The organism is Corynebacterium glyciniphilum AJ 3170, assembly GCF_000626675.1.
In the GTDB taxonomy this organism is placed as follows: domain Bacteria; phylum Actinomycetota; class Actinomycetes; order Mycobacteriales; family Mycobacteriaceae; genus Corynebacterium; species Corynebacterium glyciniphilum.
Map to the genome: position 1 here is coordinate 2,170,604 of NZ_CP006842.1, position 14,674 is coordinate 2,185,277.

Consider the following 14,674-nt stretch of genomic DNA (forward strand, 5'->3'; position numbering starts at 1 on the left):
AGACGAAAGGAGCAACCGTGGTCAGGAATCCACTCACCGAGTCAGAGATCGAGGCGGGACGCCGCATCGGCCAGGTCCTGCGGGACGCCCGGAACCGCGCCGACCGGACGCTCGCTGCGGTCGCGGCGAAGGCTGGCATCTCCGCTGAGACGTTGCGCAAAATCGAAACAGGACGACTCCCCTCCCCCGCCTTCGGCACGGTCGTGCGACTCTGCACCGCTCTTGAACTGGATGTCCGCGCCATGGCTGACGCCTGGGAGCGCCGCGCGGCAGGGGCCACTCCGGCAGTGTGACCCCGCCACTCAGCATCTTCAGCCCGATAGAGCGAATGATCCCCGGATGACGTGCAGTCGCCGGCCTCGGCGATGGGGGAACATAATCTCCGCAGAACGTAGTCAAAAAGTAGTCACGGAGGCCGTTTCCGGCGGAGACCAGGTGTCCGACGTCATTTCCGTTGGCTGGTCAGTAGTGGTGCGCACTGACGGGTTCGAACCGCCGACCTGCTGGGTGTAAACCAGCTGCTCTTCCAGCTGAGCTAAATGCGCGTCGTCCCCATGCGGTCTCAACAGGACCGCTCAACGGGAACCTCTAGAACTCTAGCGCTTTGTGCCGCCAGGTACCAGACAGGCCCCCTGCCAGCTACCGAGACGCGTCGATGTCGTCTGCACGAGTCCCGCAACCTGGGCGGATTCAGCGATCTCACCGGGCTCTACCGTCCCGGGGGTACCCGCGGCCGGGGTCAGCAGCCAGATCCGACCGGAATCTCCGAGATTCCTTGTCGCGTCGACAAGCCCGTCGACGAGGTCACCGTCGCCGTGGCGCCACCACAGCAGGACAACGTCGACCATCTCATCGGTCTCTTCATCCAGAAGAGCTTCCCCGATGACCTCTTCGAGGCCCTCACTGATCGAGCTGTCAGCATCTTCGTCCCAACCGAGCTCCTGCACGATCTGGCCGTTGGTCACATCCAACATCTCTGCCCAGTCCTGTCCTTCGTGCACTGCTGCGCCGGAGGCGTCTCCCACTTGCGGTTCCCTGACCTTTCCTCTGATATTTCTGGTGCCATTACTTGTTGCACCCTCTGTGAGGGTACTTCGCGTAGATCTTCCGAGTGGCATATTTCACCATTCGTACGGAGCCTCGACACAGCGCGAGACGCGTCGAACGCGACACCCGCAGTTCAAGGCACCGATCTCCCCTGCATAGTAGGGGAAGTATCTGGTCATGGCTAGACGAGGAGCCAACTTCACCGCCATCGCACTGGAATTACCCGCCAGGGTCTTCCGTAGTATCGGACAGTGACAGACCGTCGACAGGCACCGCAGTCGTAATCCTGAACTGCGGGGCACGTCCTTTCCCGTACCCAGGAGGAGCGTCATGACAACTGCATCCAGCAGGTCACCCAAGTCCGACTCGTCGGACAGTAATTTCAGCAGTATCCGCGACGGCGTCGCATCATATCTCCGGGATTCCGACCCCGAGGAAACCAGGGAGTGGATGGATTCGCTCGATGGGCTCCTCGGGGACGCCGGCCCCGAACGCGCCCGATACCTGATGCTGCGCCTGCTGGAGCGTGCCTCCGCCAAGCGCGTCCCGATGCCGCCGCTGCTCTCGACGGATTACGTGAATACCATCCCCACGACCATGGAACCGGAGTTCCCCGGTGACGAGGACATGGAGAAGCGCTACCGTCGCTGGATCCGGTGGAACGCCGCGGTGATGGTTCACCGGGCACAGCGCCCCGGCATCGGTGTCGGCGGCCATATCTCGTCCTACGCCTCTGCCGCAGCACTCTACGAGGTCGGTTTCAACCACTTCTTCCGCGGTAAGGACCACCCCGGCGGAGGCGACCACGTCTTCTTCCAGGGTCACGCCTCCCCCGGCGTCTACGCCCGTGCCTTCCTCGAAGGTCGGCTGTCCGAAGAGGAAATGGACGCTTTCCGCCAGGAGAAGAGCAAGCCCGGTAAGGGGATGCCCAGCTACCCGCACCCGCACGGCATGCCCGAGTTCTGGGAGTTCCCGACGGTCTCCATGGGCCTCGGCCCCATGAACGCGATCTACCAGGCGCGTTTCGACCGCTACCTGCACGACCGCGGCATCAAGGACACCTCCGACCAGCACACGTGGGCCTTCCTCGGTGACGGCGAGATGGATGAGCCGGAGTCCCGCGGCCTTATCCAGCAGGCCTCACTGTATAACCTGGACAACCTCACCTTCGTGGTCAACTGCAACCTGCAGCGCCTTGACGGACCTGTGCGCGGCAACACCAAGATCATCCAGGAGCTCGAGAGCTTCTTCCGCGGTGCCGGCTGGAACGTCATCAAGGTCGTCTGGGCGCGCGAGTGGGACGACCTGCTCGCCAAGGACAAGGACGGCGATCTCGTCAACGTCATGAACTCCACGCCGGACGGCGACTACCAGACCTTCAAGGCCAAGGACGGCGCCTACGTCCGCAAGTACTTCTTCGAGAAGAACCCGGAGACCGCGAAGCTTGTCGAGGACATGACCGACGAGGAGATCTTCGCTCTCCGCCGCGGCGGGCACGACTACCGCAAGATCTACGCGGCCTACCAGCGTGCCCTGGAGACCAAGGATCAGCCGACGGTCATCCTCGCCCACACCATCAAGGGCTACGGCCTGGGCCACAACTTCGAGGGCCGCAACGCCACCCACCAGATGAAGAAGCTGGCGCTGGAGGACCTGAAGCAGTTCCGTGACAAGCAGGAGATCCCGATCTCCGACGAGGAGCTGGAGAAAGACCCCTACCTGCCCCCGTACTTCAACCCGGGACCCGACTCGCCGGAGGTGCGGTACATGCTCGAGCGCCGCGAGGAGCTCGGCGGGGCCGTCCCGGAGCGCCGGAACTCCTACACTCCGCTGCAGGTCCCCGAGGTCAAGGACGTCGCAAAGAGCGTGCTGAAGGGCTCCGGCAACCAGGAGGTCGCCACAACCATGGCACTGGTGCGCGCGCTCAAGGACCTGATGCGCGACCCGGAGATCAAGAAGCGTCTCGTGCCGATCATTCCGGACGAGGCCCGCACCTTCGGCATGGACGCCTGGTTCCCGACGTTGAAGATCTACAACAACCACGGACAGAACTACACGCCGGTGGACGCTGACCTGATGCTCTCCTACAAGGAAGCCACCACCGGACAGATCCTGCACGAAGGCATCAACGAGGCCGGCTCCGTCGCATCGTTCACCGCCGCGGCAACCTCCTACGCCACCCACGGCGAGCCGATGATCCCGCTGTACATCTTCTACGCGATGTTCGGGTTCCAGCGCACCGGCGACGGTATCTGGGCCGCCGCCGACCAGATGGCCCGTGGCTTCCTCATCGGCGCCACAGCCGGACGCACCACCCTGACCGGTGAGGGGCTGCAGCACATGGACGGCCACTCGCTGCTGCTGGCGGCCACCAACCCGGCAGTCGTCGCGTGGGACCCGGCCTTCGGTTACGAGATCGCCTACATTCTGCGGGACGGTATCCAGCGCATGTACGGCGACGGTTCCGGCGAGGACAACCAGGGCGAGAACGTCATCTACTACCTCACCGCCTACAACGAGCCGGTCCATCAGCCGGCCGCGCCGGACGACCTGGACGTGGAGGGTCTGCTCAAGGGCATCTACCTCTACTCCCCCGCCGACCGGCTGATCGGCACCGGGGCGAACTCGACCGGCGACGCAGGTGCGGCCCCGGAAACCGACCTGCACGCCAACATCCTGGCGTCCGGCGTCGGTGTCACCGAGGCCATCCGAGCCAAGGAGATGCTGCGGGAGAGCTACGACGTCAACGTCTCCCTGTACTCGGTGACATCCTGGACTGAACTCGCACGCGAAGGTGCAGCACTGTCCCGCGACGCCCTCCGCCACCCGAGCGCCGAGACCCGGACCCCGTACGTCACCGAACTGCTGAACAAGGCATCGGGCCCGTTCGTCGGCGTGTCGGACTTCGCCACGGACCTGCCGGAACAGATCCGCGCCTATGTCCCCGGCGACTACTCGACGCTGGGCTGCGACGGCTTCGGCTTCGCCGACACCCGTGCCGCGGCGCGTCGGTTCTTCAACTCCGATGCCGAGTCCATCGTGGTTGCCGTGCTGTCCGCCCTCGCCCGTGAAGGCAAGGTCAGCTGGGATGATGTCAACGATGCCGCCGACGAGCTGAACCTGACGGACCCGACGAAGGCGTAGCACCAGTCCTCGGGCCACCTGTTGGTAATGTGGTGCCCGACAGATACGGGACCACAGAACCCAGAAAGGTCGATGTCCGTGGAAATCTCATCGGATGCCCGAGACAAGCTCGCCGAGAAACTCGGCGGTGACCCCGCCGCGTCCGGAGACGGGGCCGCCAAGGGGACGCGTCCGTCCCGCAACGCCCGCAGCGCCTCAGTCGACCCGGTGACACGGATCTCGATGATCATCGAGGACGCCACTGGCGTCGACGTCGACGAGATCAGCGCCGACAGCGACCTGACCGACGACCTGCACATCGACTCGGTCTCGCGCATCGACATCGCCATCCGCATCGAAGATGCTTTCGGCGTACGGGTCGAGGAGGAAGACCTGGACGCCGCACGCACCGTCCAGGACATCGTGCGGTTCGTCGAATCCCGTTCCCCCCGTACTGCCCAGACAGAAGAACCGTGACTGTATGTCCGTGCAGGAGGCTCTCAGTGACGTCGACACCTGGCCGGCGGACGCGGTAGCTGCGGGCGTTCTCAGCGATGGCGCCACATTGACACACGGGGACACCGCGAGAATGTTCCCCTTGGCCAGTGTCAGCAAGCTAATCACCGCCCACAGTGTTCTCATCGCCGTAGAAGAAGGCGCGTTCAGCCTGGACGGAACCGTCGCCGACATCAATTCAGAGTACGACGCCTCCGTCGCCGGCCCTGCGGACGCCACGGTACGCGACCTGCTCAGCCACGCCTCCGGTGTCGGGATGCAGTCGCGGCAGCGGGAGAAACCGGCCCGGTCACGGCGGATCTACTCCTCCGCCGGATACGAGATCCTCGCTGACCTCGTATCAGCCACAGGAATCCCGTTCACCGACTACACACGTGCAGCCCTGTGTGAGCCGCTGGGCATACCTGCAGACACGCTGGATCTCTCCGGCTCTGCCGGCCACGGTTTCAGGGCCTCGCTCTCGGCCCTTCTCACTCTCGCAGCCGAGTTCCTCTCCCCCAGGCTGCTCTCCACCCAGACCTGGGACGGTGCGCTGTCGGTGCAGTACAAGGAACTCGACGGCATCGTCCCGGGGTACGGACGCCAGCATCCCTGTCCCTGGGGGCTGGGGGCCGAGGTCCATGGCACCAAGTCGCCGCACTGGATGGGGCAGACGATGCCACGGGACGTCACCGGCCACTTCGGTCAGTCGGGAACGTTCCTGTGGTTTCACCGCCCCACCGGTCGAGCTGCCGTCGTCCTGACCGACCATGATTTCGGCCCGTGGGCAAAAGAACGGTGGGACGGGTTCAACGACCGACTCTGGAATGAGCTTCAGCCGAGCAACTGATCGAGCCTCGCGTAGCTCATCTCCATCCCGTCCACCATGCCGGTGCCGAGAATCATGTCGCGGGCGGCCACGCCCGGATAGGTGACAACCAATGTCAGCAACGTTCCGTTCGCCACCGGGGAGAACGTCACCTCATTGCGGGTCTCTGGTCCGTCCTCGACCGGTGTTCCGCCGCCGTCAGTCATCATCTCTGTGGTGACAATGCGGTAAGGCTCCTCGGACTCCAGAACTGTGCCGGTGAATCCGAACGCTTCTGCTTCCTGTCCATCCGCGGCCACATCCTGGACCCAGCCGAACCGATAAACTTCGCCGACCGTGGTAGTCACGTCGCATACCGGCATCGACCAACCGTCCGGACCGAGCTGCCAACGCCGCAGCACATCAGCATCATGGTGCGCCCCCCACACCTCCTCCACAGTTCCAGGAAGTACGCGGTTGATCCTGACGAGGGTGTCTTCGAGGATCGTCAACTGAGTCTTGGATCCGGGAGCGACGGGATCAGGGGCCGCAAGCACAGCGTCAAGCTGACTCAGCGCCGCCTCCATCCCTTCGGCCATACCCATCTCGACCATCTGCTGCATGTCCGAGTCACTGGCGAACGACGTCACCATGGTCATTGCCGACCCCTGGTCGGTGGTATCGAACTGGAAGGACATCGTCATCTCAGGTGTCTGCGGATTCGGCGTGCCGGACTCGTCGGCGAAGCCGTCCCGAACCGTGAACGAGTACGGTGCGTTTACGTCGGTGAAGGTCCAGTAGCCCGCCGACCGGTCGCCTTCTGGACCTGTCATGAAGTAATGGGAGCGACCACCGACAGCGACATCGTGTCGGGGGAAGGTCGCGGGATAGGTCGGTGGTCCCCAGAAACGTTCCAGCTGATTCGGATCAGCGAAGGCGTTCCAGAGCCTACCCACCGAGACGGGGTAGTCGGCGACGATCTCGATGGTCGAGTCATCGGTGTTCTTGGTGACAGTACGCACAGGCATGGCGGGCGCTCCTTCAGCGGGAGATCCAGTATATGCACAGCGCACTGCACCTGAATAGGGCCAGTTCATGCCAATGTGTGCGCGGCTACCGGGATCATCGTTACACGGCCAGCGTTCAGAGGGTTTCAGTACGCTTGCACTGACGAGCCCCCCTCCGAATCGAAAAACCGCCGACCACAATGTGGTCGGCGGTGAGGTTCTGCTCCTCCAGCTGGACTCGAACCAGCAACCCTTCGATTAACAGTCGAATGCTCTGCCATTGAGCTATGGAGGAATACTGCGGCCGGGGATGTGCTCTCCCCTGCAACGGAATGGAACTTTACAGAGCGCGGCGCAAAGGATCAAATCACGGCCCCCACCTGCAGCTACACAGGACACGGACGGTCGCGGCAAATGAGGTGCCATCGGTAGTGACGGTACTCTCACTGATCAAGGGGCACCTGCCGGAAGCGATACCGGCCGTATGCTTAAATGTCGTAACGGGGCTATAGCTCAGTTGGTTAGAGCCGCGGACTCATAATCCGCTGGTCGCGGGTTCAAGCCCCGCTGGCCCCACAGTGTGAACGGGCAGTGCTGAGAGGCTATCGTCCCCGCGCGGACGGTAGCCTCTCGGCGTCAGCGCCCCGGGCCCGATCCTGGTGTTATCAATCCCGACTCGTAGGCCAGCACCACCAGCTGCGAACGATCGCGGGCATGCAGTTTAGACAGCAGTCTACTGACGTAGGTCCGCGCCGTCGCAGGGCTGATATGAAGACTCACCCCAATCTCCGCGTTCGATTCCCCGAGGCCGATTCTCGACAGGACTTCTCGCTCCCGATCCGTCAGACCAACGAGCAATTGCGGGCGAACCTGCTCATCACGCTCTGCTGCGAGTCTCTCCAGTACCTTGGTCGTCACCGACGGTGACAATAACGACTCCCCCTGCGCGACAACCCGGATAGCTGCGCGCAGGTCGTCTGGTGTCACGTCCTTCAGCAGGTAGCCGGACGCTCCGGCGCGGATCGCGGCAGTGATGTCATCGTCCTCGTCAAAGGTCGTCAGGACGATCACACGGACACCCTCCAGGGTTGGGTCCGCAACGACCTGGGCCGTCGCAATAATGCCGTCCATGCGCGGCATCCGAATGTCCATCAGCACGACGTCTGGCCGGTGCTGGCGGATGACCGCGAGCCCGGTTTCCCCGTCAGGTGCCTCGGCGACGACGGCAATGTCGCCCTCATGCTGTGACAGGGAGCGCAATCCGGTACGGACAAGTTCCTGGTCATCAACGAGCACGATCCGAATCATGATTCCAACCTTGTCGGAAGCGTCGCGGCGACGGTGAATCCACCGTGGGTCTGTGTGACCAGTCTGCCACCGAGGATCTTTACCCGCTCCTGCATACCGGTTAACCCGAGACCCCCGGGTCTGGTGCCGGAATCGGAGACGCCTTTCCCGTTGTCGGACACCCTAACGACCAGCATCGAGCCGTGGGCGGACACAGTGACCTCCACGGCGGAAGCTCCGGCATGCCGCAGTACATTGGTCAGCGACTCCTGAATGATCCGGTACGCCGTAGCATCCACAATCGGCGAAAGCTCATCTGCCGCGACGTCGACGTGCGTCGTAACCTCCAGACCGCCGGCCCGGGCCTCCTCCAACAGCCCGCCGAGGTCCGCGAGGGAATGGACGCCCCGCGGATTAATGTCCGGTTCCGAACGCAGCAGCCGCAGCATCGTCCGCAGTTCGGTGAGTGTGGCCGAAGACTGCGCCCTGATCTGATCGACGGCGGCGGCAGCCGTCGGGTTCCCGTCACCGAGAGCGTCGCGTGCCACCCCGGCTTGCAACGAAATGACGGACAGGCCGTGCCCGACAGTGTCGTGTAGTTCACGGGAGATGTGCTCACGCTCCAGGACTTTGTTGAGACGAGCGATCTCCTCCTGCTGTGCGACGTACAACCGTCGGGCATGGAGTCCGTAGCCGAGAGAGACCGCGGCGGCGATCAACGCGAGAGTGGATACGGATTCGGTTCCGAGGAGGTATCCAATCGGCTGCGGGTCGTCGCGTACCCGGAAAGCAAGAGACACGACGAAAACCACGCTGCCCCCAGCTACTGCCCACGTCACCAGACCCCGCTCCGCAGTGGAGAACAAGGCCGCAACAACTGGTAGCGCCACGCCGATGGGCGGGTACTCCAACGAGTAGTAGGCGAAGGTGCCCAGGATGCTCAGCCACAGCACGGTCAACGGAAAATGTCTGCGAATAAGGAGTACGCCCCCGAAGGCCGTGACAAAGATAAACGCTCCCAGATCCGGACGATGATCCATACCCACCTGAGACAGCGCGACGACACTGACCAGCACCACGGCGACGACAACCGTCATGGCCGCATCCACCGCCCAGCCGGGGACATCTCTCCCGAGAGAGCGGTCGATTTCCTGGGCACTTTGAGCGCTCACATGACCAACTCTATCGCGCCATCCAGTGGACTGACCTGGGCCACACACTCGCCTGGACTTCGTAGGCCGCCACCCGGAAACGGTACCGGTCACCAGTGCAGTGAGAAAACGCGTCAGGAACCGTACAGGAACAGGAACGAGAATCCAGATGTCCGCAGCTGCTCCCGCCAGGCCCAGCCGGAACAGTAACGGATGTGGGGCCGATACGGCACCTATGTGCCGAAGAGGCCCGGCGAGGCTGTGACTTGCTCATGTGGGTCACGTTAGCGAGACGAATCCGCTGTGACATCCGCCTGAGGTCTCGGTCATTGTCGCTTTTCGACGTAGTCAGCTGTCACCCGACGACGACCGACGACGAGAGCGCAGTCCGATGACGGCGCCTCGGCGGAGCAATAGCGTTCAGAGCATGTCTTCCCTCTCGTCCCCTCGCCCGTCACTCAACTGGTTTCTGATCATCGTCCTCGGCGTCTTCGCACTAGTCAGACCGCTGGTGCGCATCATTGCCTCGCAGACAGGCACCGAGCTCCCCGCTATCATCCCTGTCGCTCTGACACTCGTCGTTACCGCCGGCTGGGTGGCTGCAGCCGTGGCAGCGTGTGTCGACTCCCCCGTTCTGACACTGACACTGGCGGGACTGACCTACGGGGTGCTCGCAATTCTCTTAAGTGCGGTCCTATCCCCGCTACTTGACGGTTCACTGGACGGCCCCCTTGCACAGCCGATAGCCATTGTCCCGGTTCTCCTGCTCAACGCCGCATGGGGTGCGATTGCAGGCGGGTTGTCAGCACTGCTGCTGCGTCGGCGCCGCGACTGATCAGAGGACGCCTACTTCAGCAACCGACCGACCGCCGCCGAGACCTCATCGAGCTTTTCCATGGCCTCGTCCTCACCCTGCTGTGCCGCGTGCAGCACACAGTGCTGCATGTGGTCATCCAGCAGAGCAAGTGCGACGCCCTTGAGCGCAGACTGAACAGCGGACACCTGGGTAAGCACGTCGATACAGTAGGTGTCCTCGTCGACCATGCGGTGCAGACCGCGGACCTGCCCCTCAATACGCTTCAGGCGGGCGAGGTAGCGCTTCTTGTCCGCGCTGTAACCGTGGGTCTCATCACCGTCACCAGATATGCTCGCATGCGGGTCGCAGCCGCACCCGGACGTTTCCACGGATGTTTCCACGGAAGTTTCCTCAGTGAGTAGATTGTCGGGCACGTTCTCTCCTTCGTTCAGTCCCACTCAGTGGTACACACCATACCCCTAAGGGGTATTCCGATCAATAGCCTCGGGCGATCCACTCCTCCAAATGAGGCGCCTCATCACCAATCAACGTCGCATCACCATGCCCGGTATACACCTCCGTCTCCCCCGGCAACGTCAACACCTTCGACCGCAACGACTCAATAATCGTGTCGAAATCACTAAACGACCGCCCCGTCGCCCCCGGACCACCAGCAAACATCGTGTCCCCACTGAGCAACACCCTCGCCTCCGGCAGATACAAACAACACGACCCCGGCGAATGCCCCGGTGTATTAATCACCCGCAACCGCGTACCGGCGATATCAAACACCTGCCCATCCACCAGATCCTCATGCCCGACCCCCGGATGCGTCTGGTTCCACAACATCTGATCACCCGGATGCACATAGATCTGCGTATCCAACCGCTCCGCCAACTGCGGTGCGACGGTGATGTGATCATTATGCGCGTGGGTGCAGATCACCGACCGCACCGTCCGATCCCCCACCGCCGCCACGATGGCCTCGGCGTCATGGGCGGCGTCAACCACAATCACCTCATCATCATCACCGATGACCCAGATGTTGTTGTCGACCTCCCACTCACCGCCGTCCAGGGCGAACACCCCGTGGGTCACGACCCGATCGATGCGCAGCCCCGACCCGGACACCCCGGAGAAACTCCGGCTGGCCCCCGCACCGGTCTGCGCATTGTTGCCCTCACCGTTGCCCTGTGCCATCACAGCTCCACCACCGAACGCAGCACCGAACCCTGCTTCATCTTCGCAAACGCAGACTCCACCGCATCGATACCGACCCGCTCATCAACAAAATCCCCCAACGGGAACCGACCCTGCAGATACAACTCCGTATACATCGGGAAATCCCGCTCCGGCAGACAATCGCCGTACCACGACGACTTCACCGCACCACCCCGCGAGAAGATATCCAAAAACGGCAACTCCAGGGTCATCTCCGGGGTCGGCACACCCACCAGCACCACCCGCCCGGCCAGATCACGCATATAGAACGCCTGGGTAAACGTCGCCGGCAGACCGACAGCATCCACGACGACATCGGCACCGACACCACCGAGGATCTCGTGGACAGCCTGCACCACCGGCTGATCCTCACCACTCGCCCCAGCATCACCGCCGAGCGAACCCGGGTTGATCGTATGCGTCGCACCAAAACCCTTCGCCCGCTCAAGCTTGGCGTCCGACAAGTCCACCGCGATGACCGTCGTCGCCCCGGCCAACCTCGCACCGGCGATCGCCGCCATCCCGACACCACCGCAGCCAATGACCGCCACAGTCTCACCACGGGTAATCTCACCGGTGTTCACCGCCGCCCCCAGACCCGCCATCACACCACAGCCCAACAGACCCACCGCCGACGGATCAGCATCCGGATTCACCTTCGTGCACTGACCCTCATGCACCAACGTCTTCTCAGCGAACGCGCCGATACCCAACGCCGGCTCCAACTCCGTACCATCAGCCAAGGTCATCGACTTAGACGCATTGAACGTATCAAAACAGTACTTCGGCTCACCCTTCTTACACGCCCGACACTCCCCGCACACCGCACGCCAGTTCAACACCACAAAGTCACCCTCAACGACATGGGTGACCCGCTCACCGACAGACTCCACAACCCCGGCAGCCTCATGGCCCAACAGGAACGGGTAATCATCACTGATACCACCGTCGCGGTAGGCCAGGTCGGTGTGGCACACCCCGCAGGACTGGATCTTCACCACCACATCATTGACCCCCGGATCCGGCACGACAATATCGGTCAGTTCGACCTCGGCACCTTTACCCCGGGCGATAACACCCTTGACCGTTGTACTCATCTGTTGAATCTTCCTCTCATCGTGCAGACCTTCGTTCTTCCGTTCAGGATACGGATGATTTCCGTCGAGCGCGGTCGACTGTCAAGGTAGGCTGGTGCCCAGAGCGAACCCCAGAGTAAACCAGGCCTACACTCATCTCATTGAATCCCCAGGAGAGTATTTTTCATGATCCAGCTGGTCATCGGAGCTGCCGCCGGTTACGTTTTCGGCACCAAGGCCGGACGACGCCGGTACGAGCAGATCCGGCGCGGCTATGAGGCTGCGGTCAACTCCCCCGCCACCCGGCGCGCGGTGCAGGCCGGACGTAAGGCCCTGGCTGACCGCCTCGACCCCGACCCACGCATGCGGGAACTCCGCGATCTCCGTGGTGCAGACGACCTCCACGGCGACGCCGTCCTGGAGAATGACGCTGTCGACCACGAAGAGGACGTCTACATCGAGGGCGAGCAGGCCCGCATGCGCGACGGAAAGGGCCGCCGCGTCAGCGACCAGGACGGCACAGGGGGACCCGTCCAGAAGCGGTTCGACCGGTTTACCCGGCGCCGTTCCTGAGACCGGAGCCTCTCAGCCGCGCAGATCGCCGTAGTTCTGCGCCTGTTCCTGCAGTGTGCGACGGTACTTCTCCAACGCCATCAGGTCAGCGAAGGTGTTGTTGTACTCCTGCTTCTTACGCCCGCCCTGGTCGGGACGCATACGCTGCATCCGTGACTTCAACTCGGCGATCTCCATGCCGACCCACCGTTCCTCCATCCGGGCGACCACCGCGCCAGCGTAGAACTCCAACCGATCTCGCTGGCACCGTGGTTCCTCCACCGCCAACTCGCTGATCACCGCCCGGCACATCACGTCGTCCGTGGCTGAACTGACGGCATCCAACCACGCTGCCCCAGCGGCGTGCCCGTCCTCGGAACCGACCGAGCCGACGCCCCCCGCCGCCGCGATTGCCGTCGCTACAGCGACGTACGTCGGATGCTCGAAAGAATCAGGCAACAGACCGTCCGCGTCCGCCCCGACCATCTCCGGCTCCTGCAGCATCAGCTTGAGTACCTCGCGCGCCGGCTCCAGGTGGATGTCAGCAGGATCAGGACGACTGAGCATCGAGGTGACATTCGATCCGGAGGCTGCACCTGCCTTCTCCGCCTCTGCGGAACGCCGCGCCAGCCGTGCCACACCCTCCTTGAGCTCCGGCCCCTGGCTACCCCGCCGGCCCTTTGCTGCTTCGGCGCGGACCTGACTGACCACCTCGGTGGGGTCAGGCCAGCTCAACCATCCGGCGGCCTGGCGTGCGTACTCGTCACGCAGTGCATCGTCCCTGATACCGGCGAGTACCGGGACGATCCGGCGCATTGCTTCCACGCGGCCGTCGATGTGGTGGGTGTCGTAACCGCGGATGACGGTCCGGATCACGAACTCGAACATCGGGATACGGTCGGCGACGATCTCCCGTACCGCGGCGTCACCTTTCTCCATCCGCACGTCACAGGGGTCCATCCCGTCCGGGGCGACGGAGACGTAACTGCGGCCGGTGAACTTCTGGTCCCCCTCGAAGGCACGCAGCGCAGCTTTCTGACCCGCTTCGTCGCCGTCGAAGGTGTAGATGATCTCGCCACGGAAGAACTGGTCGTCCACCATGAACCGACGCAGCAACTGGAGATGGTCCTCACCGAAGGCGGTCCCGCAGGCAGCCACAGCGGTCGGCACCCCGGCCGCATGCATCGCCATGACGTCCGTGTATCCCTCGACCACCACTGCCTGGTGGTCCGACGCGATCGACTTCTTGGCCAGATCGATCCCGAACAGCACCTTCGACTTCTTGTAGAGCAGTGTCTCGGGGGTGTTCATGTACTTGCCGAGGTTGTCGTCGTCGAAGAGTTTGCGCGCGCCGAACCCGATGACGTCGCCCGCCACGGAACGGATCGGCCACAGGAGGCGACGGTGGAACCGGTCGATCGGCCCCCTGTTGCCCATCCTGCTCAGGCCGGCGTCCTCGAGCTCCTTGAACTCGAAACCACGACGCAACAGATGCTTGGTCAGGGTGTCCCACCCGGCCGGGGCATAACCGCACCCGAACGTATCGACGATGTCCCCCTCGAATCCCCGGTCCCGGAGAAAGGCTCTCGCCGTCTCTGCGCCGGCGTCCTCCTCGTCGTGGAAGCGCTCCATGTAGAACTCGTGTGCGGCGCGGTTGGCCGCCACGAGCCGCTGTCGCGTCCCGGGTTCAACCCGGTTGACCGGCCCGCCACCCTCATAGTTGATGCGGAAACCGATGCGCTCGGCACACTGCTCCACCGCCTCGGGAAAACTGACGTGCTCCATCTTCATCAGGAAGCTGAAAACGTCTCCCCCCTCGCCGGTGGCGAAACAGTGGAAGTAGCCCTTGTTCGGCCGAACGTGGAACGACGGGGTCTTCTCGTCCTTGAATGGGCTGAGCCCCTTCATCGAGTCCACGCCACCCGGCGTGAGCTGGACATACTCGCCGACCACCTCCTCGATCGGGGTTTGCTCCCTGATCGCGGCGATGTCGGTGTCCGGAATCCGCCCTCGTGCCATGTCGACCATGATAGCCACCGTCCCGACGAAGTCCCCGATTCGCCTGAACTCGCCCTCACGGCGTCCTAGGATGGCTCCTATCTGTTGCAAAA

At 63.2% G+C, this 14,674-nt stretch carries 13 protein-coding genes, 3 tRNA genes and 1 pseudogene; 7 read left to right on the forward strand and 10 right to left on the reverse strand.

The features are described 5' to 3' along the window. Positions 1-17 precede the first annotated feature (17 nt). Complete coding sequence (locus CGLY_RS10180) at positions 18-293, forward strand: helix-turn-helix domain-containing protein (protein ID WP_038549185.1); 276 nt, start codon at positions 18-20, stop codon at positions 291-293. Between the two features lie 176 nt (positions 294-469). Here the strand turns inward: CGLY_RS10180 and CGLY_RS10185 are convergent. Both CGLY_RS10185 and CGLY_RS10190 read right to left on the reverse strand, forming a co-directional pair. After that, a tRNA-Val gene (locus CGLY_RS10185) sits at positions 470-545 on the reverse strand. 51 nt (positions 546-596) lie between these two features. Then, positions 597-1,025 carry a DUF3052 domain-containing protein gene (locus CGLY_RS10190; RefSeq protein ID WP_038549187.1) on the reverse strand — a complete coding sequence of 143 codons (429 nt, stop codon included), beginning with the start codon at positions 1,023-1,025 and terminating at the stop codon, positions 597-599. Between the two features lie 352 nt (positions 1,026-1,377). Between CGLY_RS10190 and aceE the strand changes: the two genes are divergently transcribed. The 3 genes from aceE to CGLY_RS10205 all read left to right on the forward strand — a co-directional run bounded on the left by aceE (position 1,378) and on the right by CGLY_RS10205 (position 5,515). After that, positions 1,378-4,191 carry a pyruvate dehydrogenase (acetyl-transferring), homodimeric type gene (aceE, locus tag CGLY_RS10195; protein ID WP_038549189.1) on the forward strand — a complete coding sequence of 938 codons (2,814 nt, stop codon included), beginning with the start codon at positions 1,378-1,380 and terminating at the stop codon, positions 4,189-4,191. Positions 4,192-4,269: 78 nt separating this feature from the next. After that, entirely contained in the window at positions 4,270-4,647 is a 378-nt protein-coding gene (locus CGLY_RS16775; RefSeq protein ID WP_081804056.1) for an acyl carrier protein, read from the forward strand. A 4-nt stretch (positions 4,648-4,651) separates the two neighbouring features. Then, positions 4,652-5,515 carry a serine hydrolase domain-containing protein gene (locus CGLY_RS10205; protein WP_038549192.1) on the forward strand — a complete coding sequence of 288 codons (864 nt, stop codon included), beginning with the start codon at positions 4,652-4,654 and terminating at the stop codon, positions 5,513-5,515. On the opposite strand, the gene CGLY_RS10210 is transcribed toward CGLY_RS10205, so the two are convergent. Together CGLY_RS10210 and CGLY_RS10215 are read right to left on the reverse strand one after the other, a co-directional pair. After that, positions 5,500-6,501: an SRPBCC family protein gene (locus tag CGLY_RS10210; protein ID WP_038549194.1), complete on the reverse strand. Its 1,002-nt coding sequence runs from the start codon at positions 6,499-6,501 to the stop codon at positions 5,500-5,502. The genes CGLY_RS10205 and CGLY_RS10210 overlap by 16 nt on opposite strands. A gap of 202 nt (positions 6,502-6,703) precedes the next feature. Beyond that, a tRNA-Asn gene (locus tag CGLY_RS10215) sits at positions 6,704-6,775 on the reverse strand. Positions 6,776-6,982: 207 nt separating this feature from the next. Here CGLY_RS10215 and CGLY_RS10220 point away from each other — a divergent pair. Beyond that, a tRNA-Ile gene (locus tag CGLY_RS10220) sits at positions 6,983-7,056 on the forward strand. A 60-nt stretch (positions 7,057-7,116) separates the two neighbouring features. On the opposite strand, the gene CGLY_RS10225 is transcribed toward CGLY_RS10220, so the two are convergent. Next, positions 7,117-7,788 (reverse strand): response regulator, encoded by a 672-nt coding sequence (locus tag CGLY_RS10225; protein ID WP_038549196.1) that lies wholly within the window; start codon positions 7,786-7,788, stop codon positions 7,117-7,119. Next, complete coding sequence (locus tag CGLY_RS10230) at positions 7,785-8,939, reverse strand: sensor histidine kinase (RefSeq protein WP_144313667.1); 1,155 nt, start codon at positions 8,937-8,939, stop codon at positions 7,785-7,787. The genes CGLY_RS10225 and CGLY_RS10230 overlap by 4 nt, the downstream gene beginning before the upstream one ends. Positions 8,940-9,345: 406 nt before the next feature. On the opposite strand from CGLY_RS10230, the gene CGLY_RS10235 reads away from it, so the two are divergent. After that, positions 9,346-9,753 carry a hypothetical protein gene (locus tag CGLY_RS10235; protein ID WP_038549197.1) on the forward strand — a complete coding sequence of 136 codons (408 nt, stop codon included), beginning with the start codon at positions 9,346-9,348 and terminating at the stop codon, positions 9,751-9,753. A gap of 11 nt (positions 9,754-9,764) precedes the next feature. On the opposite strand, the gene CGLY_RS10240 is transcribed toward CGLY_RS10235, so the two are convergent. The 3 genes from CGLY_RS10240 to CGLY_RS10250 all read right to left on the reverse strand — a co-directional run bounded on the left by CGLY_RS10240 (position 9,765) and on the right by CGLY_RS10250 (position 12,032). Further along, positions 9,765-10,064, reverse strand: coding sequence for a metal-sensitive transcriptional regulator (locus CGLY_RS10240; RefSeq protein WP_038552496.1), 300 nt, complete (start codon positions 10,062-10,064; stop codon positions 9,765-9,767). Positions 10,065-10,209: 145 nt separating this feature from the next. After that, complete coding sequence (locus CGLY_RS10245) at positions 10,210-10,914, reverse strand: MBL fold metallo-hydrolase (RefSeq protein ID WP_081803874.1); 705 nt, start codon at positions 10,912-10,914, stop codon at positions 10,210-10,212. Then, positions 10,914-12,032: an S-(hydroxymethyl)mycothiol dehydrogenase gene (locus tag CGLY_RS10250; RefSeq protein WP_038549198.1), complete on the reverse strand. Its 1,119-nt coding sequence runs from the start codon at positions 12,030-12,032 to the stop codon at positions 10,914-10,916. Before CGLY_RS10250 ends, CGLY_RS10245 begins: the two co-directional genes overlap by 1 nt. A 165-nt stretch (positions 12,033-12,197) precedes the next feature. Between CGLY_RS10250 and CGLY_RS17785 the strand changes: the two are divergent. Next, positions 12,198-12,440: pseudogene (locus CGLY_RS17785) on the forward strand (hypothetical protein); the annotation flags it as partial. Between the two features lie 156 nt (positions 12,441-12,596). Here CGLY_RS17785 and dnaG read toward each other — a convergent pair. Then, the gene (dnaG, locus tag CGLY_RS10260; RefSeq protein WP_174411420.1) at positions 12,597-14,582 is read right to left on the reverse strand and encodes a DNA primase; all 1,986 of its coding nucleotides are present in this window, start codon (positions 14,580-14,582) and stop codon (positions 12,597-12,599) included. Positions 14,583-14,674 lie beyond the last annotated feature (92 nt).

What these genes read in the sequence shown, in the direction of transcription:
- aceE (WP_038549189.1), top strand. Translation starts at nt 1,378, where the DNA reads ATGACAACTGCATCCAGCAGGTCACCCAAGTCCGACTCGTCGGACAGT.
- CGLY_RS10205 (WP_038549192.1), top strand. Translation starts at nt 4,652, where the DNA reads ATGTCCGTGCAGGAGGCTCTCAGTGACGTCGACACCTGGCCGGCGGAC.
- CGLY_RS10210 (WP_038549194.1), bottom strand. Translation starts at nt 6,501, where the DNA reads ATGCCTGTGCGTACTGTCACCAAGAACACCGATGACTCGACCATCGAG.
- CGLY_RS10225 (WP_038549196.1), bottom strand. Translation starts at nt 7,788, where the DNA reads ATGATTCGGATCGTGCTCGTTGATGACCAGGAACTTGTCCGTACCGGA.
- CGLY_RS10235 (WP_038549197.1), top strand. Translation starts at nt 9,346, where the DNA reads ATGTCTTCCCTCTCGTCCCCTCGCCCGTCACTCAACTGGTTTCTGATC.
- CGLY_RS10245 (WP_081803874.1), bottom strand. Translation starts at nt 10,914, where the DNA reads ATGGCACAGGGCAACGGTGAGGGCAACAATGCGCAGACCGGTGCGGGG.
- CGLY_RS10250 (WP_038549198.1), bottom strand. Translation starts at nt 12,032, where the DNA reads ATGAGTACAACGGTCAAGGGTGTTATCGCCCGGGGTAAAGGTGCCGAG.
- dnaG (WP_174411420.1), bottom strand. Translation starts at nt 14,582, where the DNA reads ATGGCACGAGGGCGGATTCCGGACACCGACATCGCCGCGATCAGGGAG.